This is a genomic window from Serratia sp. P2ACOL2 (assembly GCF_003691565.1).
In the GTDB taxonomy this organism is placed as follows: domain Bacteria; phylum Pseudomonadota; class Gammaproteobacteria; order Enterobacterales; family Enterobacteriaceae; genus Serratia; species Serratia liquefaciens.
Window position 1 is genome coordinate 4,326,468 of record NZ_CP033162.1, and the last position, 25,518, is coordinate 4,351,985.

Annotated in this window: 21 protein-coding genes; 13 read left to right on the forward strand and 8 right to left on the reverse strand. The window is 50.7% G+C overall.

The annotated features are described in order from the left end of the window. Positions 1-4: 4 nt before the first annotated feature. On the reverse strand, positions 5-124 hold the full coding sequence (locus EBA31_RS20915; protein WP_369982347.1) for a YmiA family putative membrane protein: 120 nt from the start codon (positions 122-124) through the stop codon (positions 5-7). A gap of 385 nt (positions 125-509) precedes the next feature. Further along, a complete protein-coding gene (locus tag EBA31_RS20920; RefSeq protein WP_122080112.1) occupies positions 510-2,162 on the reverse strand; it encodes a multidrug ABC transporter permease/ATP-binding protein in 1,653 nt (550 codons plus the stop codon). Positions 2,163-2,315: 153 nt separating this feature from the next. On the opposite strand from EBA31_RS20920, the gene EBA31_RS20925 reads away from it, so the two are divergent. The 3 genes from EBA31_RS20925 to lldD all read left to right on the forward strand — a co-directional run bounded on the left by EBA31_RS20925 (position 2,316) and on the right by lldD (position 6,332). Then, positions 2,316-3,236, forward strand: coding sequence for a LysR family transcriptional regulator (locus EBA31_RS20925; RefSeq protein WP_122080113.1), 921 nt, complete (start codon positions 2,316-2,318; stop codon positions 3,234-3,236). A 336-nt stretch (positions 3,237-3,572) separates the two neighbouring features. Beyond that, positions 3,573-5,156 carry an L-lactate permease gene (locus EBA31_RS20930; protein WP_122080114.1) on the forward strand — a complete coding sequence of 528 codons (1,584 nt, stop codon included), beginning with the start codon at positions 3,573-3,575 and terminating at the stop codon, positions 5,154-5,156. A gap of 33 nt (positions 5,157-5,189) precedes the next feature. Then, positions 5,190-6,332 carry an FMN-dependent L-lactate dehydrogenase LldD gene (gene lldD, locus EBA31_RS20935; protein ID WP_020828431.1) on the forward strand — a complete coding sequence of 381 codons (1,143 nt, stop codon included), beginning with the start codon at positions 5,190-5,192 and terminating at the stop codon, positions 6,330-6,332. A 36-nt stretch (positions 6,333-6,368) separates the two neighbouring features. Here the strand turns inward: lldD and EBA31_RS20940 are convergent, their stop codons facing one another. Beyond that, a complete protein-coding gene (locus EBA31_RS20940; RefSeq protein ID WP_122080115.1) occupies positions 6,369-7,313 on the reverse strand; it encodes a LysR family transcriptional regulator in 945 nt (314 codons plus the stop codon). 148 nt (positions 7,314-7,461) lie between these two features. Here EBA31_RS20940 and EBA31_RS20945 point away from each other — a divergent pair, with 148 nt between their 5' ends. Further along, positions 7,462-7,851 (forward strand): tautomerase family protein, encoded by a 390-nt coding sequence (locus EBA31_RS20945; RefSeq protein WP_048760754.1) that lies wholly within the window; start codon positions 7,462-7,464, stop codon positions 7,849-7,851. Positions 7,852-7,893: 42 nt separating this feature from the next. Here the strand turns inward: EBA31_RS20945 and EBA31_RS20950 are convergent, their stop codons facing one another. Together EBA31_RS20950 and EBA31_RS20955 are read right to left on the reverse strand one after the other, a co-directional pair. After that, positions 7,894-9,660: an ABC transporter ATP-binding protein/permease gene (locus EBA31_RS20950; protein ID WP_122080116.1), complete on the reverse strand. Its 1,767-nt coding sequence runs from the start codon at positions 9,658-9,660 to the stop codon at positions 7,894-7,896. A gap of 254 nt (positions 9,661-9,914) precedes the next feature. Continuing rightward, entirely contained in the window at positions 9,915-10,592 is a 678-nt protein-coding gene (locus tag EBA31_RS20955; protein WP_122080117.1) for a hydrolase, read from the reverse strand. Positions 10,593-10,860: 268 nt separating this feature from the next. Between EBA31_RS20955 and EBA31_RS20960 the strand changes: the two genes are divergently transcribed. From EBA31_RS20960 to EBA31_RS27215, 5 genes are all read left to right on the forward strand, one after another. Continuing rightward, positions 10,861-11,733 carry a LysR substrate-binding domain-containing protein gene (locus tag EBA31_RS20960; protein ID WP_162302910.1) on the forward strand — a complete coding sequence of 291 codons (873 nt, stop codon included), beginning with the start codon at positions 10,861-10,863 and terminating at the stop codon, positions 11,731-11,733. Positions 11,734-11,849: 116 nt separating this feature from the next. After that, a complete protein-coding gene (locus EBA31_RS20965; RefSeq protein ID WP_122080119.1) occupies positions 11,850-12,419 on the forward strand; it encodes an HdeD family acid-resistance protein in 570 nt (189 codons plus the stop codon). A gap of 155 nt (positions 12,420-12,574) precedes the next feature. Continuing rightward, entirely contained in the window at positions 12,575-13,507 is a 933-nt protein-coding gene (gene cbpA, locus EBA31_RS20970) for a curved DNA-binding protein (RefSeq protein ID WP_020828438.1), read from the forward strand. Continuing rightward, positions 13,500-13,805 (forward strand): chaperone modulator CbpM, encoded by a 306-nt coding sequence (gene cbpM / locus EBA31_RS20975; protein WP_020828439.1) that lies wholly within the window; start codon positions 13,500-13,502, stop codon positions 13,803-13,805. The genes cbpA and cbpM overlap by 8 nt, the downstream gene beginning before the upstream one ends. Before the next feature lie 960 nt (positions 13,806-14,765). Then, a complete protein-coding gene (locus EBA31_RS27215; protein ID WP_255417479.1) occupies positions 14,766-14,894 on the forward strand; it encodes a hypothetical protein in 129 nt (42 codons plus the stop codon). A gap of 109 nt (positions 14,895-15,003) precedes the next feature. Here EBA31_RS27215 and EBA31_RS20980 read toward each other — a convergent pair whose 3' ends face one another. The 3 genes from EBA31_RS20980 to EBA31_RS20990 all read right to left on the reverse strand — a co-directional run bounded on the left by EBA31_RS20980 (position 15,004) and on the right by EBA31_RS20990 (position 16,545). Further along, complete coding sequence (locus EBA31_RS20980; protein WP_122080120.1) at positions 15,004-15,309, reverse strand: type II toxin-antitoxin system RelB/DinJ family antitoxin; 306 nt, start codon at positions 15,307-15,309, stop codon at positions 15,004-15,006. A 204-nt stretch (positions 15,310-15,513) separates the two neighbouring features. Beyond that, the gene (locus tag EBA31_RS20985) at positions 15,514-15,873 is read right to left on the reverse strand and encodes an Hpt domain-containing protein (RefSeq protein ID WP_162302911.1); all 360 of its coding nucleotides are present in this window, start codon (positions 15,871-15,873) and stop codon (positions 15,514-15,516) included. Between the two features lie 81 nt (positions 15,874-15,954). Further along, positions 15,955-16,545, reverse strand: coding sequence for a response regulator (locus EBA31_RS20990; RefSeq protein WP_122080122.1), 591 nt, complete (start codon positions 16,543-16,545; stop codon positions 15,955-15,957). An 804-nt stretch (positions 16,546-17,349) separates the two neighbouring features. Here EBA31_RS20990 and EBA31_RS20995 point away from each other — a divergent pair. The 4 genes from EBA31_RS20995 (at position 17,350) to EBA31_RS21010 (ending at position 25,454) form a co-directional block, all read left to right on the forward strand. Further along, positions 17,350-21,597: a transporter substrate-binding domain-containing protein gene (locus EBA31_RS20995; RefSeq protein WP_162302912.1), complete on the forward strand. Its 4,248-nt coding sequence runs from the start codon at positions 17,350-17,352 to the stop codon at positions 21,595-21,597. A gap of 476 nt (positions 21,598-22,073) precedes the next feature. Next, positions 22,074-23,387 (forward strand): MFS transporter, encoded by a 1,314-nt coding sequence (locus EBA31_RS21000; protein ID WP_122080124.1) that lies wholly within the window; start codon positions 22,074-22,076, stop codon positions 23,385-23,387. A gap of 9 nt (positions 23,388-23,396) precedes the next feature. Further along, positions 23,397-24,335 (forward strand): 2-hydroxyacid dehydrogenase, encoded by a 939-nt coding sequence (locus tag EBA31_RS21005; protein WP_122080125.1) that lies wholly within the window; start codon positions 23,397-23,399, stop codon positions 24,333-24,335. A 489-nt stretch (positions 24,336-24,824) separates the two neighbouring features. Further along, positions 24,825-25,454, forward strand: a complete 630-nt coding sequence (locus tag EBA31_RS21010; protein WP_122080126.1) for a LuxR C-terminal-related transcriptional regulator — start codon at positions 24,825-24,827, stop codon at positions 25,452-25,454. The last annotated feature ends 64 nt before the right edge of the window (positions 25,455-25,518 follow it).

The window sequence follows — 25,518 nt, forward strand, 5'->3', positions numbered from 1 at the left end:
CTTCCTAAATAAACAGCCAATAAATCACGGCGGCGACGGCCAACCAAAACACCCCGCAGCCGATAAATACGCACAACCAAGTTTTACGTTTAATATCCGCGTCATCCTTGCCTATCACAGTCACTCCATCCAATAGATTAAACTAATTGATAATCGATTATTGATCTATTTAAACGATCAATAAAGTAGTTTGTTCCTATGGTAATTATAAAAATACATGCTACCCACTTAGAGGGATCCACGTAAATGAAGGGAGAACGCCCGAGGGGCGCGGTTCTCGACACACAAGAATGAGTCCCGCACAGAACCTCTGGCCGTTTTTTATGATACTGATGACAAGGACAAAACAATGGGTAATGCGAGCTTTATTGAAATAAAAAACTATTAAAAAACCAAATTAATCGCACGATCGACCAAGACCATGATTAACACAGGGTTAAATGGGTTATTGAAAGGGAGTTGAAGGGAAAGGATGGTCCGGGCAGCGACCGCCGCCCGAGTGATATCAATCAGTCAAGATGGGAAACCGAGTCTTTACTGGCAAGTTCACGATCGCTGCCGGTCAATTCGCTAAGGTGCCCATCGCGCATTTGCAACAGACGGTCCGCATGCTCGAAATAGTGATCGTCATGGCTAATGGCAAACACCGTTTTACCCAGCGCGCGCAGCTGCGGCAGCAGCTCACGATAAAAGATGCGTCTGAATTGCGGATCCTGATCCGCCGCCCATTCGTCCAATAGCAGAATATCCCGCTCTTCGGCCACCGCCAGCAACAGCGCCAGACGCTTGCGTTGCCCCTGGGATAACTGAGGGTTGGTCACCCGAAGACCGTCAAACTCCAGCTTGTTTTTCATGTTCAGGCGATGAAGCCAGCTTTCCACCAGTTCAGCATCCGGCTGCCCGCCCTCAGGCCCCTGCAAAAGCTGGAACGGGTGAAAGTCGGTGAAAATGGCGGAAAACAACTGGCGATAGTCATGCATGTCCGCCGGATTCTGCGCAATGCCGTCCAGCAGTATCTGCCCGCTGACCGGCTGATACAGCCCGGTCAGCAGCATGGCCAGCGTCGATTTTCCGCTGCCATTGCCGCCAATCAGGAACACCAATTCGCCGCGGCGCAGCGTCAAATTCAGCGGGCCCACGGCGAATCCGGCCTTTTCTTCCGTCGCGCCATAATGGAACATCACCTCACGCAGCTCCAATGTTTGCCAGGCCTTGGTCGTTCCCGCCGGAAATTCCTCTTGATAGTCGGCGAGCCGTAAGGATTTGACCTTGTTGAAAGCCACTTCTGCGCTAATCAGCGTAGGGAATGCCCCCACCGCCTGCAGCAACGGCGTGCGCAGGAACAGCAGCGTCAGTGAATAGGTCGCCGCCACGGCGGTATCGGCCCAGCCCAGGCTGTTGGCCATATAGAACACCAGGCCTATCGCGCCCAGCATCATGATATTCGACCAGTTCACCGCGCTGAGGTGGAAGGTATCGGCACGAATAATATGATGGCGATACTCTTCGGCATCCGGCTGGTAGGCCTGGCGGTAAAGCGCTTTGGCGCGATCGCGGTTCAACGCCAGCTCTTTGCGGCCGTCAATGGCCGACTGATAGTGCTGATAGAGTCGCTCTTCAGATTCACGCACGTTGGTCAGGTGACGATAGACCCGCGATACCAGACAGCCGCTGCCAAACACCGTCACCGCGACCCAAATGGCCGTCACCGCCAGCATCTGCGGCGACAGCCAGCCCAAATAAGCTGCCGACCCCAACGTCAATATCACCCCCTGAACCAGTTCAGGCAAACGCACAAAAGCCAGGGTAATGTTGCGAATATCGCTGGCCAGGCTCGCCAGCAATGCCGCACTGCCAAGCTGCTCGATCCGCTCAATATGGGTATCCATGATCCGCTTCACCAGTTGACCGCGGAGCCGAAACACGAAGTGGTGGCCCAAGGCGGTCAGCGCCAACTGCGAACCCAGCGTCACAGCCATCAGCAATGCCAGCAACCCGAGAAACTCCGGCAATACCGCCAGCGGATCGCCCGCCGCCGTCATCAGCCGCAGGTTGATAAAGGCAATGATGCCGATACCCAATGCCGCGCTGGCCATGGTCAACGCCATTACCGCCACAAACGGCCAGCGATATTGGCGGTAAACCACCCGTAGCAACTCCATGAAGAACCCTTACCCTGAAATATTGAGATGGCAGGCATTGTAAGCGGCCAAAAAGTGATATCAATAACAATTCTCATATTGTCGTCGACGATTGATTCCTGCCCGAGAGGATTTACACTGGCTGGAGATCTGGGACAAGGAAAACCAAGACTGATGCTGCCTACACATGAATATGCCAACGATCTGATCCTGTTCGCCTTAATTGTTGATTGCGGTTCTTTCAGCAAAGCCGCAGAAACGGCCGGCATCACCAGCTCGGTGGTCAGCAAGCGTATCGGACGTCTGGAGAAATCCCTCGGCGCGCGCCTGCTTTACCGCACCACGCGCAGCCTGACGCTGACGGAAAATGGCCGCAGTCTGTATCGCCAGGCCAAAGAGATCAGCGCCAAAATTCAAGATGCTTTGAATGTCGTCAGTGAAAACAGCGACGAGTTGACTGGCGTCATCCGCATGTCGGTACCGACGATTTCTGGCGAGCTGCTGCTCAGTGAGAGCGTGGCCGAATTTTGTGCGCGGCACCCGAACCTGAAGGTAGAGATGCGGCTGGAAAATCGCTTTGCCGATCTGGTCAACGAAGGGATAGATTTGGCGATCCGCACCGGCACCCTGCCGGACTCAAGCCTTATCGCACGCCACATTCTTGACTCCCGATGGGTAATAGTCTGCTCGCCCGGTTATCTGCAACAGCATGCCGAACCCCATTCGGCCGACGATCTGCTCAAGCATAATTGCCTGACCTACACCTATCAGGAAAGTGGTACCGACAACTGGCTGATGAAGCCACCGGGCGGCGGCGAAATTTATGAGCTACAGGTTAAAGGCAATTTGTCGGCCAATAACGCGCGGGCCATCCGCAAGGCGGCGATCGGCGGTTATGGCATTGCCATGGTGCCACGCTGCATGGTATTTGAGGATTTGCAGGCAGGAACACTGGTAGAAGTCTTGTCCGGGCACTGTGGCAAGATATTAGGCGTTTACGCGGTTTACCCGTATACCCGCAATTTACCCTTAAAGACCCGGTTGTTGATCGAACATATCATCGCGGGCTATCAAAATATCAGCCATTATTTTTGAGGTCGATCACAATATTATTCCCACCAGCAGTAAGATGCCGACGGGGGATTACGTCATTTTTGGGGATAATCTATGGTCAATTAACGCCTAATTAATGTGAACCAGCCCCACCCACATCTCAAGTGAAAATTCAACTCATTGATTTTTAGATAAATACAACCTCACCTTTCATATACCAATAGTCTCATTTCGTAATCATCACGCCTAAGCACTTCGATGTTAAAAAATTGCCGTATAGCACCGCCACCAATGTTGTGATTAGAATAAAAATGTTGCGGCAATTAACTATTTAGCTACATCTCCGTGAAAATAAAAATAATAACCGAAGAGGATCTTATGTCCCTTTTTTTCAGCGTTGCGCCCATCGTCCTGCTGATTTGGATGATGACCAAAAGGAATGGCGTTCCCTCTTACCTCGCTCTGCCGCTGACGGCTGCCGTCGTGTATACCGTGCAGCTACTGTGGTTCGACAGCGCCCCCCTGCTGTTGCATGCCAATATCGTCACTGCATTGGTGGCGGTTTTAACCCCTATCACCATCATCGCCGGTGCGATTTTGCTGAACAAACTGATGCAGATCAGCGGGGCGGAAAACGTGGTACGCCGCTGGTTGGAGAATATCAGCCCCAATCCCGTGGCCCAGTTGATGATCATTGGTTGGGCATTCGCGTTCATGATAGAAGGTGCCAGCGGCTTCGGCACGCCGGCGGCTATCGCGGCCCCGATTCTGGTGGGGTTGGGCTTTAACCCACTGCGGGTCGCCCTGCTGACGCTGGTGATGAACTCGGTACCCGTTTCCTTCGGCGCCGTGGGCACCCCTACCTGGTTTGGCTTTGCCAATCTGGGCCTGTCGGACGCCAGTCTGCTGGAGATTGGCCGCCAGACCGCGCTGATCCACTTTGTCGCCGGGTTTGCGATCCCGCTGCTGGCGTTGCGTTTTATCGTTTCCTGGCGGGACATTCGCCGCAATCTGCCTTTTATTTTGCTTAGCGTCCTGAGCTGTACCCTTCCCTATCTGCTGCTGGCGCAGGTGAATTATGAGTTTCCGGCGCTGGTCGGCGGCGCCATTGGCCTGGCGGTGTCGGTGTTGCTGGCCCGCGCCGGCATCGGCCTGGTACGGGTTGATAAAAACCAGGAACCCGGCCAGCCGGTGCCCTTTATCCAGGTGCTCAAAGCCATGACGCCGACCCTGCTGCTGATTGCTATCCTGATAGTGACCCGCATCCACCAATTAGGCATCAAAGCGCTGCTCAACAGTACGGCACCGCTGTGGCAAGGGAGCCTCGGCTGGTTGGGTGAGCTGCGCGTCAGCGACGCCCTGATTATCGAGCTGCAACAGGTGCTCGGCACGCAGGCCGCTGCCAGCTACAAAACGCTGTACGTGCCCGCGCTGATCCCTTTTCTGCTGGTGGTGGTGCTGTGTATTCCGCTGTTTCGGCTGAACCGTCACCAGGTCAAACAGATGTTTAGCGAAACCGGTCAACGGATAGCCAAGCCCTTTATCGCCCTGTTGGGGGCCCTGGTGATGGTCAACCTGATGATGCAGGGAGAAAACGACGCGCCGGTGATCCTCATTGGCAAAGCGCTTGCGGCACTGACGGGGGAAAGCTGGCTGCTGTTCTCTTCTTTCCTGGGTGCGCTGGGGTCGTTCTTCTCTGGCTCTAATACCGTTTCCAACCTGACGTTCGGCGGCATTCAACAGTCGATCGCCCTGAGCAGCGGACTCAACGTCAATCTGACGCTGGCGCTGCAATCCGTCGGGGGCGCCATGGGCAATATGGTGTGCCTGAACAATATTATCGCCGTCTGTTCGATCCTCGGGATCGGCAACGCCGAAGGAAAAATCATCAGAAAGACCGTGCTGCCGATGCTGGCGTACGGAGGGATCGCCGCCGTCATGGCCCAGATCCTGGCTCTCTGATCCAAAGTACGTTATCGAAAGAAGGTAAAAAACATGATCATCTCCGCCTCAACCGACTATCGGGCCGCCGCACAAGCCAAGCTTCCGCCCTTTCTGTTCCACTATATTGACGGCGGGGCCTACGCGGAGCATACGCTCAAGCGTAATACCGAAGATCTGGCCGATATCGCCCTGCGACAGCGCGTGCTGCGCAATATGTCGGACCTCAGTCTGGAAACCCACCTGTTCGGCGAAAAGCTGGCGATGCCGGTAATACTGGGCCCGGTCGGGTTAACCGGCATGTATGCACGTCGTGGCGAGGTACAAGCGGCCCGGGCTGCTGCGCAGAAAGGCATTCCCTTTACGCTGTCTACGGTTTCGGTATGCCCGATAGAGGAAGTCGCGCCGGCCATCGATCGGCCCATGTGGTTCCAACTGTACGTGCTGAAAGACCGTGGCTTTATGCGCAATGCACTCGAGCGTGCCAAAGCGGCCGGGGTGAAAACGCTGGTGTTCACCGTTGATATGCCGGTCCCCGGCGCGCGCTATCGCGACGCCCATTCCGGTATGAGCGGCCCTAACGCCTCCCTGCGCCGCGTGCTGCAGGCCGTTACTCACCCGCAGTGGGCCTGGGACGTTGGCCTGCTCGGCAAACCTCACGATCTGGGCAATGTGTCAGCCTATCGCGGTAAACCGACCAGTCTCGAAGACTATATCGGCTGGCTGGGGGCCAACTTCGATCCTTCCATCTCATGGAAAGATCTGGAGTGGATCCGTGAATTCTGGGAGGGGCCGATGATCATTAAAGGGATTCTGGATCCCGAGGACGCCAAAGATGCAGTGCGATTCGGCGCCGACGGCATCATCGTATCCAACCACGGCGGCCGTCAGTTGGACGGTGTACTCTCAACCGCACGCGCCATGCCGGCGATCGCCGATGCGGTAAAAGGCGACATTACGCTGCTGGCCGACTCCGGCATCCGCAGCGGGTTGGACGTAGTACGAATGATCGCTCTGGGGGCCGACAGCGTACTGCTGGGGCGCGCCTTCGTTTACGCACTGGCCGCCGCCGGGCAGGCCGGTGTCGCTAACCTGCTGGAGCTGTTGGATAAAGAGATGCGCGTCGCCATGACGCTCACCGGAGCAAAAACCATTGCTGAGATTGGCGCAGGCTCTCTGGTCCACGGACGCGGCTAGCACCTTCTCCTGGCAGCTCCTGAAGCCGCCAGGCACTCAGCGGATGAAAAACCCTTCGGCAAAGGCGCTGCGCAAATAACGGCTGAACTCCGTCACTACTCGCGATACCTGCGGCGCATAGGGGCGCACTACATAAAGACTGTCGGCAAAAGCACCTATAGGGCGCCAGGCCGGCAGTACCTCAATCAACCGGCCGTCCGCCAATGCCTGCTGCGCACTGAAGTCCGGCAGCAAGGCAATACCCAGCCCTTCTGCCGCCGCATCACGTATCGATTCACTGTTGTTGGTGGCAAAAGGACCGCTGACCGGCACGCGGCTCTTTTCAGCTTGGCCCGGCAGCCCCTGTTTCGCGGCGAAGCTCCACTCCGGCGCTTCGGTACCGCGGGGATAGTAAAGGCACTGGTGCCGTTGCAGCTCCGTCGGTGACGTCGGCATGCCGTGCCGTTTCAGGTAGTCGGCCGACGCCACGGCCACCGTTTCGGTTGAGCACAACCGCCAGGCGACGTGGGTGTCGGGCAAGCTGTCGCTGTGGCGGATTGCCAAATCAAAACCCTCGGTGGCCAACGACACCAGCCGATCCGAAACCTCAAGCTGCACCCGCACCTCAGGATTTTCGCGTAGAAAACCGGTAATACGCGGCACCAGTTGCTGGCGGGCAAACGCCACCGGCGCCGTGACCCGCACCGAACCGCGCAGCGGCCCGGCAGAATCGCAAATGCCGGAAAAGCTCTGTTTGATTTGTGCGAAAGGCTGGCGCAGTTCCTCGACCAGCCTCAGCCCGGCATCGGTCAGCCTGACGCTGCGAGTGGTGCGCTGCACCAACGGCACCCCTGCCAGCATTTCAATCTCTTTGATTTTTTGGCTCATGGCCGCTTTGCTGACGTCCAGCCGCTCTGCCGCACGGGTAAAACTCCCCTGCTCAGCCAATACGGTGAGCCAGTGTAAATGGGTCCACAGGGTTTCTATTTTTGGATTTTTCATCGTCGACTGTTCATTTATATAAACAATGAGTTCAAGTATAGCGCTTCTTCCCGCGCCAGCGCTTGGCTAAGATGGATCCTCAAAGGCGATGTCAAAACGCTGCCCTGCGCGCATCAATAACTATTAACCTACTGACAGGATTATTAAAATGCCATTACTCATCTTTGACGTCATCGAAGGTCGCAGCGACGCCCAACTGCAAACGCTGCTCGACGCCGCCCACCGAGCCGTCCTCAGCGCCTTTGAGGTTCCCGTACGAGATCGCTACCAGATTGTTCATGAAAACAAGGCTAAGCATATGGTGATTGAAGATACCGGCCTTAACCTGACCCGTACCCGCGATCTGGTGGTGGTTCGGGTGATTACCAGCCCGCGCCCCGAAGAACAAAAACAGAAGTTTTATGCCGAACTTAGCCGTGAGCTGAAAGAAAGTTGTGGGATTGAAGGCAGTGATTTGATGGTATCCATCACCACCAACAGCAAGGGAGACTGGAGCTTCGGCAACGGCGTGGCACAATACCTGACCGGCGATTTGTAGCGCGCCGTCCCCCAGACTGAGCATCGACTGGGGGACGCACTTTCAGGGCTGCTGTTCTTCGCTATATTGGTTTTGCCACATTGCAGCATAGCGGCCGTTGGCAGCCAGCAAGGCGTCATGCCGCCCACGCTCAACAATCTCACCGGCCTCCAGCACGATGATTTCGTCGGCATCCACCACCGTCGACAGCCGGTGCGCAATCACCAACGTGGTATGGTCGCGGCTCACTTCACGCAGATGCGCCTGGATTTCGCGTTCGGTCTGGGTATCCAGCGCACTGGTCGCCTCGTCGAACACCAGGATCGCCGGATTTTTCAGGATGGTGCGCGCAATCGCCACCCGCTGCTTTTCCCCACCCGACAGCTTGAGCCCGCGTTCGCCCACCCGAGTTTCATACCCGTCAGGCAGGCTGACGATAAACTCGTGAATATGCGCCAACCTAGCCGCGCGCTCGATCTCTTCCTGACTCGAACCGGTTTTACCGTAACCAATGTTGTAGCCCAACGTATCGTTGAACAACACGGTGTCCTGCGGCACGATGCCGATTGCCGCACGCAGGCTAGCCTGCTTCAGGCTGCGGATATCCTGGCCGTCAATCGAGACAGCGCCGCCGCTGACGTCATAAAAACGAAACAACAATCGGGATAGCGTGGATTTACCGGCCCCCGAAGCACCGACGATCGCCACCGTGTTGCCGGCCGGGATGGTGAAACTGACGTTTTTCAGGATCGGCCGACGCTCATCATAGCCAAAGCTGACCGAGTCAAAACGCACCTCCCCTGCACGCAATTGCAGCGCCGACGCATCCGGCCTGTCGACAATTTCCTGCTCTTCCTGCAGCAGATCGAACATGTTCTCCATGTCGATCAGCGCCTGTCTGACTTCAGCATAAATGAATCCGAAGAAATTCAGCGGCTGATAGAGCTGCAGCAGATAGGCATTCACCAATACAAAGTCGCCGACCGTCATCCGCCCCTGCACAATGCCCTGCGCCGCCATCGCCATCATCACGATCAGTCCGATGGAAATAATGGCGGTTTGTCCGAGGTTGATGGCGGTAAAACTGAACTGGTTTTTGATGGCGGCGTATTCATACAGGCGACGTGACATGTTGAACCGATCGGCCTCAAAGTCCTCGTTACCGAAGTATTTAACCGTCTCGTAATTCAGCAGGCTGTCGAGTGATTTGCTGTTGGTATCGGCGTTGGCTCGGTTGAGCTCACGTCTGAAGCGAGTTCGCCAACTGACGGCCATCACGGTGAACAGAATATAGCAGCCAACCGTCACCACAATCGCCAGCGCAAACCAGCCGTTTAACAGATGCCACATGATCACCGAAACCAAGGTGATTTCGAACAGGATAGGGAAAATGGAAAACAGCAGCCGCGAAAGCACCGTCGCCACCGCCTGAGTGCCGCGTTCGATCGACAGCGACAGCCCGCCGGTCTGCCGCTCCAGGTGAAAACGCAGGCTCAACGCGTGCAGTTGTCTGAAGACGCGTAGCCCCAGTAGCCGGGTCGCATTCTGGCTAACGTGCACGAACATCACGTTGCGTAATTCTTCAAATAACGCCCCCCCAACACGCGCCACGCCATAAGCCAGGATCAAGCCGATGGGAATGGCCAGCATTTTGGCGGTTTCACCGCTCAAGGCATCGACCATGGCTTTATAAGCCAGCGGCACCAGCGTGATACTGACCTTGGAGACCACCATAAAAACAAAGGCAATCACCAGGTAATAACGCAGCCGGGGGTTCTCTTTGGGCCACAGGTAGGGCAGCAGAAACTTCAATAAGCGGGAACGGTCCATATCAGGTATCTATTGTCTCGGTCAGCAGTGCGGCATGGTTTTTTATATTCTGGCACGTATGCCACGAAAAACCTTCGGCAATTCTCCGATGCGGCTCTTTTGAACCCTGATCACCTGAATGGCACACCTCGGTGGTGAGGAATGACATGATGTTTACATCCCTGCTGCATACATGCGCGAGCCTAATGCCCAGCCCGAAGTATCGACGCAATGGCCCCCATGGCATTAGGCTGACCATGGAGGCGCACAGCGGTTTATTTCTCCGAGTCTAAGGTTTCGTGATGCGTGATGACGTCTTGCGCCTTGTTATAACTGTCGATAAGCAATTGATATGACGGGAAGATCAAGGTGTAGATCTCGGCCCACTGTGCCGCATCCTCACGATTCCAGGTTTGTTGAATCTCTGACGCCACAGCCCCGGTATCCATAGGGACAGCACCGGCCTGAACTACCCGCGCCAGGGTAATTTCCTGAGCCATTTTTGAGTAGGTACCGGACGCATCGACCACGACGAACACCTGATAACCGTCGGCAATTGCGCTAATAGCCGGGAAAGCCATACAGACGCTGGTAATGGTGCCAGCAATAATCAGCTGTTTTTTCCCAGTGGCCTTCACCGCCTGCACGAAGTCGGCATTATCCCAGGCATTAATCTGGCCGGTGCGTGCCACGTATTGCGCATGCGGTGCGTTCGCATGGATTTCCGGGATCAGTGGCCCATTTGGCCCCTGTGGCACCGAAGCCGTGGTAATCACCGGCATGTTGGCCAGCGTGGCAATTTTGGCCAGAGCGGTCGCATGGCGGCGCAGGTCGGGCATCGGCATATCGCCGATGGTTTGAAATAAGCCGCTTTGGTGGTCGATCAGCAGCATTACGGCATCGGCCGGGTTGATTACCGGACGCTGGTTATTAAAGTTTGCTGGGGCACTCATAGATCCTCACTTGTTCATCCTGAAACGTTAGCGGTCAAAGAGCTGCTTTTCCTGAACTCAGCAGGCTAAAGCGAGTCATTAAATTTAGGCGACTGGAATATGACAGTTCCGATTGTCCAAGGCTTTTCATCGATATAGCATGCACTTATGAATGGAAGCCTCATATTTAACCTAGCAATGAATCAAATCGGCAAACAGGCCAATTATTGGAAATGAGTGTTTCATCAATGGGAAAATGGTCTTTATGATAGATTTCAATGAAATGTTTATGTTTGCCAAGGTTATTGAATGCGGAGGCTTTCTTGCTGCAAGTAAGAAATTTGGTATCCCCAAGTCCACACTGTCCAGAAAAATATCCGCACTTGAACAACGCCTTAATGTCAGACTGATACAACGCTCAACCCGAAATATAATGATCACGGAAATCGGTAAGGAATATTACCAATATTGCGTGCAAATGATCGCTGCGGCAGAAAAAGCGGAAAACCTGATCAATAACAAAAGTGACCAACCCACGGGTAAAATCAGGATTACCTGCCCCACGATTCTTATGGATCTCGGTCTGTCAAAAACCCTGGCGAAATTTATGCAGGCTTACCCCGAGGTGGTACTTCAGGTAAAAATATTCAATCGTGACGTGGATATTATTGCAGAGGGGTACGACATCTCATTTCAACTGATGGGCAAAGAATCCAAAAACAGCAATCTGATTATGCGGAAAATTGCCTCCATTTCCTCTTCTTTTATGCTGAACCCTGCCGGCAGGATCCACCCCAACCAGGTGCAAAAACCGTCAGATCTGCATCAACTCCCTACCGTTGGCTGGCTATCTTCCCATTTTCAATCCGCATGGACGTTCAACAAAGAAGGCCGGGAAGTCAAGATAAGCAATGAGTCCTGCCTGGTGTGTGACGACATCAGATTACTCAAAGAGGCGATTCTTTGCGGCAGGGCTACGGGTTGTTTGCCGCTAAAGCTGGCACGTCAGGAAATTCACGATGGCACCCTGACAACCGTGCTGAATGACTGGCAGTTGGAGCCGCGCAAAATTGTCGCTATTTATCCTTCGCGCCAGGGCCTGCTGCCCGCCGTCAGGGCATTGATCGACTTCGTTGTCGAAGATTTCGCACAGGATGGCTGACTTATTCGATTAAAAACAACGATTACGCACAATTATCCTCCCGCACTTGGCGACAGGTATTATAATTAAAAAGACAATACGAGATAGGATATCCAAACAGTTTAAGGAGATACGTCATGTTAAATATGGGTCCACGCCATTCACTGATTATCGATGAACAAAGTTTAAAGAAACAACGTACCCCGCTGTTAATCATCTCTATATTGCTGCTGTTAGGCGGTATTTTTTGCCTTTTCAGCCCCTTCGCCTCTGGCGCCGCGCTGAGTATGGTCATGGGCATTTTCTTGCTGTTGAGCGGATTCGGTCTGATTTTCGGTATGATAGCTAACCGAGTACAAAATACCTGGCCGATGATCGGCGGTATTCTGCTAGGGGTCGCTTACCTTATTATCGGCTACGTGTTTATCACCACCCCGGCGGTAGGCATTTTCGCCATGGCGGTCTATCTTGCCGTACTCTTCGCTCTGGGCGGCATCATACGACTGATTGCTGGCTACAAATTACGTGATGTCAGCGGCAGTTGGCTGCAGTACGTGATTGGTATTTTGGATCTGATCATTGCCTGGATGCTGTTCAGCGCCGATCCTATGACTTCCGTCGTACTGGTCACCACCATTGTCGGCATCGAAATGCTGTTCAGCTCTTTTGGCCTGTTCCAGGTTGCTCGCCAACTGAAGCGCTCGTGATTTCAGGCGGGGCCACTCGGCTCCGCTTTTCTACCGCACAGCCGACAATTACCCCGATACATCGGCGGCCAAGTGCCCTAATATTAGTAAGGTTTCACGCAAAGCAGGTTCAACTACTCCCCCCTGACGAAAGATTGAAATGAGATGATAACGCTATGGAATTCAAGGACTATTATACCATTTTAGGGGTCAAACCATCAGATGACATCAAGGCGATAAAAACCGCCTATCGTCGGTTGGCGCGAAAGTATCATCCTGATGTCAGCACAGAAAAAAATGCCGAGGCACAGTTTAAAGAAGTGGCCGAAGCCTACGAGGTGCTGAAAGACGACGAGCGCCGTGCTGAATATGATCAACTGCGTCAACATCGTAATGACCCTAACTTCGGCCGCCAAACCCAGCATGCTCATGCGAATGCAAATAATGCCGAAGACTTTTCCGACATCTTTTCCTCCATGTTCGGCGAACATGCGCGCGGCCAGCGTCAGCGCCAAAGCCGAGCCATGCGCGGGCAAGATATTGAAATGGAAGTGGCCGTCTTCCTGGAAGAAACGCTGGCCGAGCAAGCCCGCACCATCCGCTATAGCCTGCCGGTCTATAACGCCTTTGGCATGGTGGAGCAGGAAATCCCCAAAACCCTTAATGTGAAGATCCCTGCCGGCGTAGGCGACGGCGAACGCATTCGCCTGAAGGGCCAGGGCGGCCCGGGGATAGACGGCGGTGCGAATGGCGATCTCTACCTTATCATCCGCATTGCGCCACACCCCATGTTCGACGTCGTAGGCCACGACCTGGAAATTGTGTTGCCGATTGCCCCTTGGGAAGCTGCGCTCGGTGCCAAGGTGCCAGTCCCTACTCTCAAAGACAGTATTTTGTTGACCATCCCTGCCGGTAGCCAAACCGGACAACGTCTGCGCGTTAAAGGGAAAGGCTTGGTCAGTAAAAAAGAAACCGGCGATTTGTATGCCGTGATCAAGGTTGTGATGCCGCCGAAGCCGGACGAAAAGAGTGCTGCACTGTGGCAACAGCTGGCGGAAACTCAGACGAGCTTTGATCCGCGCAAAGAGTGGAGTAAGCAAAATGGCTAACCTAAAAGTAACCTTCACCATTACCGAGTTTTGTCTGCATACCGGTGTGACAGAAGAAGAGCTAACGGAGATTGTCGGGCTGGGGGTGATAGAGCCGCGCAACCCGGCAACGGAAGAGTGGATCTTTGACGATCGCGCCTTGATCACTTTTCATCGAGCTCAGCAATTGCACCATGAACTTGCGCTGGACTGGCCAGGTATTGCCGTCACCCTGACGTTGCTCGAAGAGATTGAGCAGTTACGTAAAGAGAACAGCCAGTTGCACCAACGGCTGGCGCGATTCGTTACCAGGCCCTGACAGGGCGAAAACAGCCCATTGCATCGCGCCCACCTTCGCTCAGAAAAACAATTTCGTTGCAATAAATCCGCTGAGCGAATGGAGGGCGATAAAAATAGGCTTTAACTACTTAAAATAAGCGTTCATGTTTTTTAATAAGTACTGTTAATAAAGACATGTCATTAAAAACAGTATTGACACTCTTTTATAAATCCGTAGATTGGTAATCAACAGCAGCGTAATGATAGCAGCTGTTAATAGTAAAAGTGTTTAGTAAGTTGTTATTAAGTTATTTTGCGATAAAGGCCACGAAGTTTTTTAGTATGGGTCATCGATGCTGAGAAAAGTTACAGTCTTGCTCGATGAAGCTTTAAGGCCACGTTGTAAGTACCGACAATCGCAGGGTGTGTACCAAAACGCGATGATGTAAGGCCATGTTAGAACTGTTTTTTGTTTGCGATCAATGAGTAAGACAGTGAAAACAGATCGCAATAGAAGTGAGGCTATGCATCAAAGAATAGATATCGCGAGGGGAGATGTACGAGTTGAGATGCCATACCTTTGATTATTTTGGTAGGCGGTAATTGTGAACTGGTAAATATAGGGGAGGTTTGAGTTAACCCAATATTATCTGTGATTAACCTGTACATTTAGTGTAGAACTTTAGCAGTAAATAATAGTAAGTTCATTAATGTTAAATCAGAAGTCAATAGTACTTTAAAAGCCCTGGCTGCAACGGTCAGGGCTTTTATCATTTATGGCAACCCTGAGCGTATTAATCAGTAAATTCCTCATCGCAATACCCCTCAGAAAAACCGCAGCAACAATCTCATTTACCGCTCTGCGTAACGGTTCTTTTACGACTCCCCCACACTTATCGTTAGGATTTTTACCTAAAAATACATTTTAAATTCAACGTCGTTAAGATTTATCTTAAAATGCAAGCCGGATATTTATGGATCTTGATGTTCAGGGAATGAAATGGGTGACAAGCAGCGTAAGCAGGATTATCGGGTTGAGTATGGCGAAGAATGGAAGCCTGAAAAAACCTCTAAGTGGTTTTGGTTTGTGCTGTTCGCCATTCTGGGTGTTTTGATTGCCGTTTCCTAAAAGTAGCCAGCAAGAAGGTTTCCTGTATAAAGTCGGCGATATGTCTCAGCGGTCGAAACCGCTGAGCGAGTGAGAAAACATTCTATTTCATTATAGAGAAATGATTAACTTAACGGTGCTTCTCGACATTCAGCATATCCCCTAGCTTTTCTGATTTATATTGAGAATAGTTACGCTGAATTTCAGGATATTCCAGCTGGGACAGAATATCATTATAGGCCTGGTAGCAAAGTTGTTCACGGTTAGTGCTACTGCCATTGAGCAGTTCTTCCGGCATCGCCCCTTCCTTGACTATACGATTAAGGAACATTCGAATACCTTCAGAAACGGTCATGCCCATCTCTTTGAAGACCGCTTCTGCGCGTTGCTTTAAGTTGGTGTCAATTCGCGCCTGAACAATGCTATCGCGTGTCATAAAACCCTCCTGGTGACATTTTTCTCATCCTGTCAGGGCATTATTGCGCTGGAGATAGTGGATAAAAATGAGAATTCAGCTCGGCACCTTAACGCTATTGACGGTTATTGTGAGAGTAATGCCCGCAACTCTCGTAAGGTAAAGATGACATAACCGGGAGTGAGCATTTAAATGCTCTATTATTACCTCATCACCGTGCTTAAACTAGCGCAGATGGATTAAACAATCATTCAGAGAAAATATCATTAACTCTATTATTTTCAAACCACTATAGATTTTATCAGGGTGCATATCCTCCAACCGTCGATTCTCGAATGCCAGGCAGGCTGCTGCGATCTCTTTCGCACAAATGGTTTGCGCAGAGCCTTTTAATCGATGGACCGTTTTGGCAACCCCAACCCGATCACCCTGCTTTGCCAAGGTTTGGGCCAGGGAAATTTCCTTTATATTTTCTTCATTAGCTTTATAAAGTAACGTTTTAATAAAAGAAATGTCGTTGCCAGCAACCTGAAAAAGCCGGTTGATATCCACATGTGCAGATAACGACAACTTGTCATCATCCATTACACTTTCCCCCGCGTTGGCTTTGTGCATTTTTCGCTCAAATCATTAGTCCAAATTATTTTTTATGCAAAACTCATAAGTTTACATCATACTATTTAGGTCCAGCTTGGCCATGACTCTTCTTTTATAGGTCCCTACCGTTTTATCACTTATGTTCATCTGCAAACCAATATCGACCAATCGCATGCCTTTTGCCAAATAACGTAATACCTGTAACTCCTTTGCCGAAAGCGAAGCAATTGCATTCTTTTGTTTATCTTCACCGGGCTGCAAAATCTGTTGCCTTGCTTGTTTTAAAGGGAAATAGCCATAGCCGGCGCTAATTGCCGCCACAGCACTATGCAGATCGCATAGGTTATTCGCCTTGCTGATAAAACCATCCGCCCCAGCGCCCACACAGTTTTTAATATAGTAAGGTTCGTCTTTCCCCGAAAGCACCAGAATAGCCCCACTGAACTGGCGTTTGCGCAAACGCTGAACCAGTTCAATGCCGCTGATAGAGTGAATGTCGATATCAACGATAACCAGATCCGGCTTGTGTTTTTCAATTAATGATAGCGCCTCAAAACCATCACCCGTTTCACTAATTACCCTGAGGCCTTCTTTTTCCAACAAAACTTTAATGGCAAAACGTGTGACAGGATGGTCGTCAACAACCAAAACACTCTTCATCGGTCACTACCTCATTATTTTCGTCAATTTACTGCTGCCCTGGAAAGCCCACTAAGATGACAGTGGACAATTGAAACCTGGCTCAACGATACGCGATTCAAGATGGCATGAATGGCTAAGATTATTTTATATTAAGCACCAAAAAACCATTAGCAGTAACAATGAATCATACTATACCCTCTCGGTCACCACCATAGAGATAATTCACTTACCCTTTGTTTTTATTAATGTTATGCGGATGTTGATTGCCAGCTCCGTTCATTATTTTGTTGTTTAACAGATCATATCATTATTGAGAATTTCGCGCCCAGACCGTTGGAGAAAACCTGGACTCCAGACACAAAGCTTGTGTAAGGGAAATATTACACAAAATAACGTCAATGATTACAAAAAAATCAGGATTACCTTACAAAAATTGAAAGTATGTTCCGATGGGTTAAAGGAAAGCTCCACTATAATCTATCTATATCCTATCTCAACGCCTTACACCCATAATGTCTACACCTCCATTTGACAATATCCCTATAGAAACTGCACTTTATTAAGGTTCAACGGCCTCTGCCGTTTAACTATTTCCAGACTTTATGATTATCAATTAGTGCTAATTTACACCTCGTTAGCCTGGAAATTAAAATCCATGCATTCTACATAAAGCCATTGAGAATCAATGCGTCGTTTTTAAACAAGGTATAAGCCGATATGTTCTTTATAACGCTTAAAAATAATTTAGTCGGCCTTATATTCTGGTTCGCATTAACCCTGTTTACACTGATCATGCCGGCACTTCACGCCGCAGAATTGACCATGGAAGAAAAAGAGTGGATCAGGTCCCACCCGGAACTGAGGGTCGGCACCTATGAAGGCGGATTACCTCCACTGGAAGATAGGGTTAAAAACAAATTAACCGGTTTTGCCCCTGACGTACTCAACGAAGTCACCAGTCGATTGAAATTAACGCTAAAGGTTAAAGAGTATCAAAATCGTCTCGATATGATGCAGGCACTGAGGCACGGTGAAATCGATGTGGTGATGAACATGTCCCCTACGTTCTCAGGCGCCAAATATCTGCGCTACAGCCAGCCTTACGGCGAGAACGATCTGATTATTGTCAGCGCCCGCGACAATCGGCACATTCTGGATCATTCAGACCTCGCCAAGGCATCGGTCGCCGTAGTCACCGGCTCACCCGAAGCTGAGCTGATCCCGGACGTTTATCCTGCCATCAGGCTGCATGAATTCGCCAACCAGACCGCGGCTCTGCTCAGCGTCGAGCAAGGCGAAACCGATGCATTCATCGGCAATCGCTACACTATCCGCTACCATATTGCCCTTAACAAAAGCGAAGCTTTCAGAACCGTGGGCAATGCCTATTTACCGCTGCAAACGTTAAGATTCGCCTTTCCACGGGAAAACTCGCTACTGGCCAACGCATTCGATGTGGCCATTACCGATATTGGCTGGCGTGAACAACAGGCGTTATTTGAAAAATGGGTCGCTCCTTTCCCTGCCCGGTTGCCAAAAACTGAACGTATCAATCTTTCTCCCGACCAGATTACCTTGCTGAACCAACTGCCACATCTGCAAGTCAGCAACCTGGAATCCTATCCGCCGTTCTCTTTCCGCAATCAGCATGGCGAACCCAGCGGCCTGGTCGAGGACTATTTCGATCTGATACGCCGCCAGCTGCAGCTTAAATCTGAACGTGTCAGGGTTCGTTCGCTGAATGAATTGATGAAAATGATCAAAGAGGGTGAGATCGATCTGGTCCCCGGTTTGCCGCCAACCGCAGAGCGCATGCAGTTTTTAGCGTTCAGCCAACCTTACGCGCGCTTTCCACTGATGATCGCTACGCGTAAAGAAACCAGCAATATCGAAGGTATCGAGAGCCTTGGCAAGGCGCGGGTAGCAATATCCGAGGACGCAGAGCCCATCCCAACGCTACTGCGTAAAAACCCGGAGCTGACGCTGATTCATACCGATACAGCCGAACAAGGTTTGCAGCTGTTAGCCGACCGCCAGGTAGATGCTTACATCGGCAATTTGGTGGTCACCGATCGCATTATTACCGAGCAATATCCCAATATATTAAAGGTCGCGGCTCCGACCGGTTACTATGCCGAACTGGCAGTAGCGGTCACCAAAAAGTACGCTTATGTCATCCCGCTGATCAACCAGGCTCTGGCAAATATCAGCACCGATCGCAAAGAGCAGATCCGCAGCGCCTGGTTCCCGATCACCTTCCATGAAGACCTCGATCTTATGGTTATCATCAGGAAAATTCTGCCCGCCATATTGGCCGTCGGCTTCATCATGGCACTGCTTATCATCGCCTATTGGCGTTTGCGCAAGGAGACCAGCCGCAGGATCCGCGCCCAGATAACCTTAGCCGACCAGCTCAGTTTCCAGCATGCTCTGTTGGAAACCATCCCTTTCCCTGTATTGGGCAAGGACCACCGCGATCGTTATATCGCGGTCAACAGCGCCTTTGAGAAACTGACCGGTCATGCGTCCGCGCATATGTTGGGCAAAACGCCAGAAGAATGCGGCTACATCGATGCCATCGTATCGCTGGAGCGCGAACCGGAAAACCGCGCGGCTTTGTCAGCCGAGGAAGGCATCCACCGTCCACTGCGCTATGCCAATGCCAAAGGAGAAATGCGAGAGGGGTTGTTCTGGCTAAAACCCTTCTTCAGCGTTGACGGGGGGCCTGGCGGCAGCGTTACCGTTTTGGTCGACGTCACGGATATCCGCCGTTCTGAAGAACGAGCTTTGATATCCGAAGCCCTGCTGACCGACGTGACCGAATCGCTGCCGGTTACCGTGTTTCAAGTCTGCCTTTCGGTCAATGGCGATATACATTTTACCTACGTGGCGGGTGCTGCAGAGGCCACCTTTGGCTTATCTGCCGAAACCATGATGGCAGACCATGAAAGCTTCCAGCAGCAGGTAAATGCCGAAGATCGATCCATGCTGCAAGAGAATTTGGTTCGCATGCAAGGCACGCTCGCCCCCTTCCAGAACGAATTCCGCATGCAGGTCAAAAACAATCAATGCTGGATCCGTGTCAATTCAGGCAAGGGCAAACGTGAGAAAAACGGGGATGTGTTATGGGGCGGCTACTTTGAAGATATTACTCAATCCCGCCGCCAGGAACACATGCTGCTCGAGGCAAAAACCAAGGCGGAGGCCGCTGCCCGAGCAAAAGCGACTTTCCTGGCGACCATGAGCCATGAGATACGCACCCCGGTACACGGCATTCTTGGCTGGCTGGAGCTACTGGAAAGAACCCGACTGGACGATGAACAAAACAGAATGCTGGTTACGGTACAAAGCTCTGCGCAGCATTTGACCCAGGTGATTGACGATATTCTTGATTTCTCCAAGCTGGAAGCGGGCCAGGTCTCGCTGGAAAACCTGGCGATGGATATCCGGGTATTCCTGTCAGAAATGATGCAAACCCTGAACCTGCAAGCGTTGAAAAAGAGTCTGTCACTGCATCTGTATCTGGATAGCAGGGTTGCCCAAAAACTGTTGTTCGACCCAGTCAGGCTACGCCAAATTTTAATGAATTTTCTCAGTAACTCACTGAAATTTACCCATGCGGGTGACATTACGCTGCGGTTGGTTCTGCTCGGCGAGCAGAAGGGTCGGCAGTTTTTGCGTTTCAGTGTTATTGATACCGGGATCGGTATCCCTGCGGATATGCAGCAACAACTGTTCCAGCCTTTTCAGCAGGCAGAGGCTTCCACCACCCGCCGTTTTGGCGGAACCGGCTTGGGGTTGGCTATCTCCAAAGGCCTGGCACAACAGATGAACGGGACGCTCACTATGCACAGTGAGCCGGGCGAAGGGAGCACCCTCAGTTTCGATGTTCATTTCGACGTCTATACACCGTCAGCGGCGTTGCCGGAACTGTCAGGTATCCGAGCGACCCTTTGGTGTGATGACGTCGTTATCAGCCAGAACCTGCGGGAAATGCTGTTGGCATTAGGCGTTACCGTCACCTGCCTGTCAGGTCCACAGACGCCGTCGCTTATCATGACCGGCTGCGATTTACTGTTTATAGAGGAAACCACGCTGACAACGCTTGCGATACCTTCCACCACCAGGGACAACATGATCGTTTTGACTGAAAAATCACAGCCGGACAATTCGATCGATCCGCATATCCTCGACGTCACGCCATTATCGTGGGAGAAGGTTAAAAAAATCTGCGCCACTCTGCTCGTCGAGCAAAAAAAACAGGCCGTCAACGCCAACAAGCCAACGGTAGAAAATGTGCCAGATATCATCCAGAACCGCGAACATGCCCTGGCGAACGGAAGCCTGATATTGGTCGCCGAAGACCACCCTATCAGCCGAGAACTGATCAAACACCAGTTGCAAATGCTGGGCTATTGCTTCGACCTCGTCGAGGATGGCCGACAGGCTTTGCAGGCGATAGAAACTAACCGTTATGGCCTGGCGATTGTCGACTGCCATATGCCCTATATAGACGGTCTGGAATTAAGCCGCCTGGTCCGCCAAAAAGAGGCGGCGACGAAGAGTGCAAGACTGAAAATTGTCGCACTTACGGCAGGCGTACTGGAAGAACAAGAAGATCAGTGCATTGCCGCCGGCATGGACGCTTACCTGACAAAACCCATTGATATTAAAGGACTGAAGGAAATTCTCACTCGATTTATCACGCCAATAATGGTGACCGCAACAGCCCTTGGCGCAACCAACCCAAATCATTTGTTTAATGTCGACATGGCCTCCTTGAATAAGCGTTATGGTTCAGAAGAAAAAGCCAAAGTGGTCATAAGTATGATGCTGGGCAATCTGGAACATGGGCTGCATCAGTTGGCCGCCAGCCGATCTTCCACGCAGCAAGCTCTGATCGTACGCCATTTGGCATTGGATCTGGGGGCGCTTAATTGCCATATCATGGCCACGCAGGCGACAAGATTGGAGACACGGTTAAATCAGGGAAAAATCAATCTCACCGGCGATCTGCAGGATTTTAAACAGGCTATTGCGCAGTTGATCCTGCAGTTGCACATGCTATAACTGCAAAAAATAGCTTGCCGATGCTATTTTGGGAGGAAGTCTCCATCAATACTTAATTGATTGATTGATTGATTGATTGATTGATTGATTGATTGATTGAGATATTTAATTGACAGATATATTGACAACCAAGCAACAATGATAGCACAATCATTTGCAGTGTAGATTAATTAATATTTAAAATAACACTAAACGTTATATTCCACCCAACCAATTATTAAATAACTCACTTATTAAAACACCTACCAGATCACTTCAGCAATCAACAAGATAAACTCAACCAGTTAAATAAAAAAACAAACAACAAGAATAACTTAAAAGCTCGACAATCTTGTTTAAGAAAATAATCATAGCACCAGTGATGCAACTGTGATAAATCAGATCATAGAAAATAAGCCAAAAAAACACAGTTACAAAGAAACCACAAAATTAATTCAAAAAATCGCCCTCATTAATTTTTATACAGGCCAGGTAAAATGGATAATAACCTACATCACTCAACTGTAAAGAAAATAAATTTAAGACTAATTCCATTCATCATGCTGCTGTATTTAATTGCATATATAGATCGTGCAAATATTTCCGTGGCCGCATTACAAATGAATGCCGACTTGGCATTAACTGCAGAAATGTATGGCATTGCGGCCGGCATATTCTTCGTCTCCTACATTCTCTTTGAAATTCCCAGCAATATTATTCTTACTCACGTAGGGGCGAAAATCTGGATCGCCCGCATAATGGTCACCTGGGGCATCATTGCCATGGGAATGAGCCTGGTGCAAACGCCTCTGCAACTCTACATTATGCGCTTTCTGCTTGGGGTGGCGGAGGCCGGTTTTACGCCCGGGATCATCTATTACCTTTCCTGCTGGTATCCTCGTAGCGATCGTGCCCGCGCCATGTCGATGTTTTATATCGGCGCAGCGCTGGCTTCGCTCATTGGTTTACCGATCTCCGGCGCTATTTTACAGATGAATGATGTGCTGAGTATCGCCGGTTGGCGCTGGTTATTCCTGCTGGAAGGTGCCCCGGCAGTGTTGTTGGGCATCGCGGTTTACTTCTACCTGGATAACAAACCGGAAGACGCCAAATGGCTGCAACCCCAGCAGCGCGCCTGGTTGACAGGCATACTCACGCAAGAAGCCAGGCAGACACCTACCCAGCAAGAGCACCATTGGCAGGCCGCGTTCAAAAACCGCAAAGTATGGCTGCTGAGCCTAATGTGGTTATTGCAAGCCTTCGGTACCATCGGCATTGGCCTGTTTCTGCCATTGATTATCAAAGGCGTGGTCAGCGAGCAAAGCAACTTCATCATTACCCTACTTTCCGCCGTCCCCTTTTTGTTCGCCTGCCTGTTTATGTATTTTAATGGTCACTATTCCGACACCCACCGCGCCCGCGCATTGCCCCTGGGGCTACCGCTAATCTTTTCCGGACTGCTGCTACTAATGGCCATATTCAGCACCAACCTGGCGTTAGCCTATGTTCTGCTGGTGTTCACCATTGCGCTGAACTGGGCGATCATCCCTATCTTCTGGGCAGTAACAACGGAAACGGTGTCCGGCGTAGCGGCAGCGGCCGCCATTGCGTTGATCAATGCCGTGGCCAATTTCGTTGGGCTGGCGTTACCACCGGTTATTGGCCGAATTAAAGATATGACCAACAGCTATGATGCCGCCTTAATTATGGTAGCTATTGCGTTGGTATTAGGGGGAATTATCGGTTTGCAAGTTGGGCGCCGGAAGCACATCGCCAAACTGCCGGTACATCAGGACATGCCAGAACATTAAGGAGCAAGTATGACAAACGTTATTTTGCAGATGGCACCAGTGCCCATGCAATTGACTCAGCGCCTGCAACAGCATTTCACCTTAGTCAATTACGCCCAACTTACCCCGGAGCAACAGGTTGAACTGTTACCTCAGGTTCGCGTTTTATTAATCAACGGTGAAACATCTTTGAGCGACGCTGCCATGGCATGCTTTCCCAACCTGCAGCTGATTGCCGTTTTTGGCGTAGGGTATGAGCGAGTGGATGCCCACGCGGCCCACAAACGTAACATTCAGATCAGCAATACGCCGGGCGTGCTCACCGACGACGTTGCCGATTTGGCATTTGGGCTGATACTGGCCTGCGCCCGCCAGATTGTCGGCGCACAGCGCTTTATCGAACGCGGTGACTGGGCCGACCAGAGCTTCCGCTGGACACGCAAGGTCAGCGGCAGCCGGCTCGGCATTCTCGGTCTGGGTCGTATTGGCCGGGCTATCGCCCGGCGCGCTTCGGCGTTTAATATGTCAGTGTGTTATCACAGCCGTACTCGGCACGCGGGCTTTGAGGGTGAGTACTGCGCAACGCCGCAAGCACTGGCAGCGCACTGTGATTTCCTGGTGGTGTGCGCCCCTGGCGGAGAAAGCAGCCGCGCCCTGGTCAATGCCGAAGTATTACAGGCTCTGGGCCCCACAGGTATTTTAATCAATATCGCTCGAGGCTCGGTCGTGGATGAGGTTGCTTTGGTGCACGCCATTGAACATAAGTTGATTGCCGGTGCGGGGCTGGACGTGTTTTGCGATGAGCCGAACGTGCCTGCAGCGCTGCTGCAACGCGATAATGTGGTGATCACTCCTCACATGGGCAGTGCCACGCAGAGCACCCGCAAGGCAATGTCGGATCTGGTTTACGAGAACATTAGTGCCTACTTTGCCGGCAAGCCTTTGCTTACTCCTGCAGATAAACCTTAATTTTTCCGGGAAGTAACACGGATTCAATTCTAATGTATGAAAGAAATTGTTCCCTTGTCACTCAGCATTAAAACCTTTCCGGATTGCACAAACTGAACTAAATACATGCATACCATTGATAGCACAAAGTTACATGGCCTTACTTAAAACGCTTAAATATTACCATAAGAAATAATAATTACCTTTGTGATTACAAAAAAATAACTAACGATTTTTTAATTTTAAATTAACACAATAAAAATCCGTCTTTGTAATACAATAAGTCATTTTCCGAGCGCGAGCACCAACAAACATGATGTGAGAAGTATAAAATTCCGTTTTATTGGCCCAATAAGAAATTACATCCATTTCTAAAATAATTCACGATATAATAATCCAATAAAAGCATGGATCAGGCTTATCACCCATATCCGTCTTCAATCGCTTTGGGCGATGATAGGCCAGCGTGAATATGGCATCTAAATACGATTTTAAGGGAAGGACCCACTTATGCTCAAAGAATCAATAACCGTATTATTATCAGACAAAAATCGATTTTTTATAGATGGCCTCCAGCAAGCACTGGAGATCTACTTCCACTCAAAAAATGTGAATGTGCGATTTACCGAAAATACCTTCGAATACAGGACCGCCGACATCATCTTTCTGGCAGCGAATCCAAGCGAAAGCACCTTGCCTCATTATCTGTATTCGCAAGCGAAGGCTTGTTGTCCATTGGTTTTCTTGATTGAGGAGGAACGAGGTTCAACGCCGGTAGCCAACAGCGCCAGCCGGATGAAATTCACTTATATCTCGCGTAACAAAAGTGTAGAGGCTCTATTTGAAGCTATTGAACGTGTTATTTTCTCTAAAATAATTCAAAATAAAAGAAATCGCTGCAGTTTTAATAACGCCTCCAGACTCGCCAAGTTCTCTACCAGAGAGTACGAAGTCATTCATTATCTTTCCTTGGGCCTACCCAACATTTCTATTTCACGAAAATTGAATCTCAGTGAAAAGACCATCAGCCAACATAAACGTAACGCGATGCGAAAACTGAATTTCAAACGTAATGCTGAACTGCATTTTTGGTTGTTGTGTGGTGGTTTGAAGGACGTTGGTAAACATATTCTGATGTAACCTTCTCACAGGGAGATCCATCATTACTTTCAAGCATCTATTTCTCCAAAGGCAGGCTAAACAT

Excerpts from the sequence above, each read along its gene's own strand:
- EBA31_RS20920 (WP_122080112.1), bottom strand. The coding sequence starts at position 2,162 with ATGGAGTTGCTACGGGTGGTTTACCGCCAATATCGCTGGCCGTTTGTG.
- EBA31_RS20925 (WP_122080113.1), top strand. The coding sequence starts at position 2,316 with ATGCTGCCTACACATGAATATGCCAACGATCTGATCCTGTTCGCCTTA.
- EBA31_RS20930 (WP_122080114.1), top strand. The coding sequence starts at position 3,573 with ATGTCCCTTTTTTTCAGCGTTGCGCCCATCGTCCTGCTGATTTGGATG.
- lldD (WP_020828431.1), top strand. The coding sequence starts at position 5,190 with ATGATCATCTCCGCCTCAACCGACTATCGGGCCGCCGCACAAGCCAAG.
- EBA31_RS20940 (WP_122080115.1), bottom strand. The coding sequence starts at position 7,313 with ATGAAAAATCCAAAAATAGAAACCCTGTGGACCCATTTACACTGGCTC.
- EBA31_RS20945 (WP_048760754.1), top strand. The coding sequence starts at position 7,462 with ATGCCATTACTCATCTTTGACGTCATCGAAGGTCGCAGCGACGCCCAA.
- EBA31_RS20950 (WP_122080116.1), bottom strand. The coding sequence starts at position 9,660 with ATGGACCGTTCCCGCTTATTGAAGTTTCTGCTGCCCTACCTGTGGCCC.
- EBA31_RS20955 (WP_122080117.1), bottom strand. The coding sequence starts at position 10,592 with ATGAGTGCCCCAGCAAACTTTAATAACCAGCGTCCGGTAATCAACCCG.
- EBA31_RS20960 (WP_162302910.1), top strand. The coding sequence starts at position 10,861 with ATGTTTGCCAAGGTTATTGAATGCGGAGGCTTTCTTGCTGCAAGTAAG.
- EBA31_RS20965 (WP_122080119.1), top strand. The coding sequence starts at position 11,850 with ATGTTAAATATGGGTCCACGCCATTCACTGATTATCGATGAACAAAGT.
- cbpA (WP_020828438.1), top strand. The coding sequence starts at position 12,575 with ATGGAATTCAAGGACTATTATACCATTTTAGGGGTCAAACCATCAGAT.
- cbpM (WP_020828439.1), top strand. The coding sequence starts at position 13,500 with ATGGCTAACCTAAAAGTAACCTTCACCATTACCGAGTTTTGTCTGCAT.
- EBA31_RS27215 (WP_255417479.1), top strand. The coding sequence starts at position 14,766 with ATGGGTGACAAGCAGCGTAAGCAGGATTATCGGGTTGAGTATGGCGAA.
- EBA31_RS20980 (WP_122080120.1), bottom strand. The coding sequence starts at position 15,309 with ATGACACGCGATAGCATTGTTCAGGCGCGAATTGACACCAACTTAAAG.
- EBA31_RS20985 (WP_162302911.1), bottom strand. The coding sequence starts at position 15,873 with ATGGATGATGACAAGTTGTCGTTATCTGCACATGTGGATATCAACCGG.
- EBA31_RS20990 (WP_122080122.1), bottom strand. The coding sequence starts at position 16,545 with ATGAAGAGTGTTTTGGTTGTTGACGACCATCCTGTCACACGTTTTGCC.
- EBA31_RS20995 (WP_162302912.1), top strand. The coding sequence starts at position 17,350 with ATGGAAGAAAAAGAGTGGATCAGGTCCCACCCGGAACTGAGGGTCGGC.
- EBA31_RS21000 (WP_122080124.1), top strand. The coding sequence starts at position 22,074 with ATGGATAATAACCTACATCACTCAACTGTAAAGAAAATAAATTTAAGA.
- EBA31_RS21005 (WP_122080125.1), top strand. The coding sequence starts at position 23,397 with ATGACAAACGTTATTTTGCAGATGGCACCAGTGCCCATGCAATTGACT.
- EBA31_RS21010 (WP_122080126.1), top strand. The coding sequence starts at position 24,825 with ATGCTCAAAGAATCAATAACCGTATTATTATCAGACAAAAATCGATTT.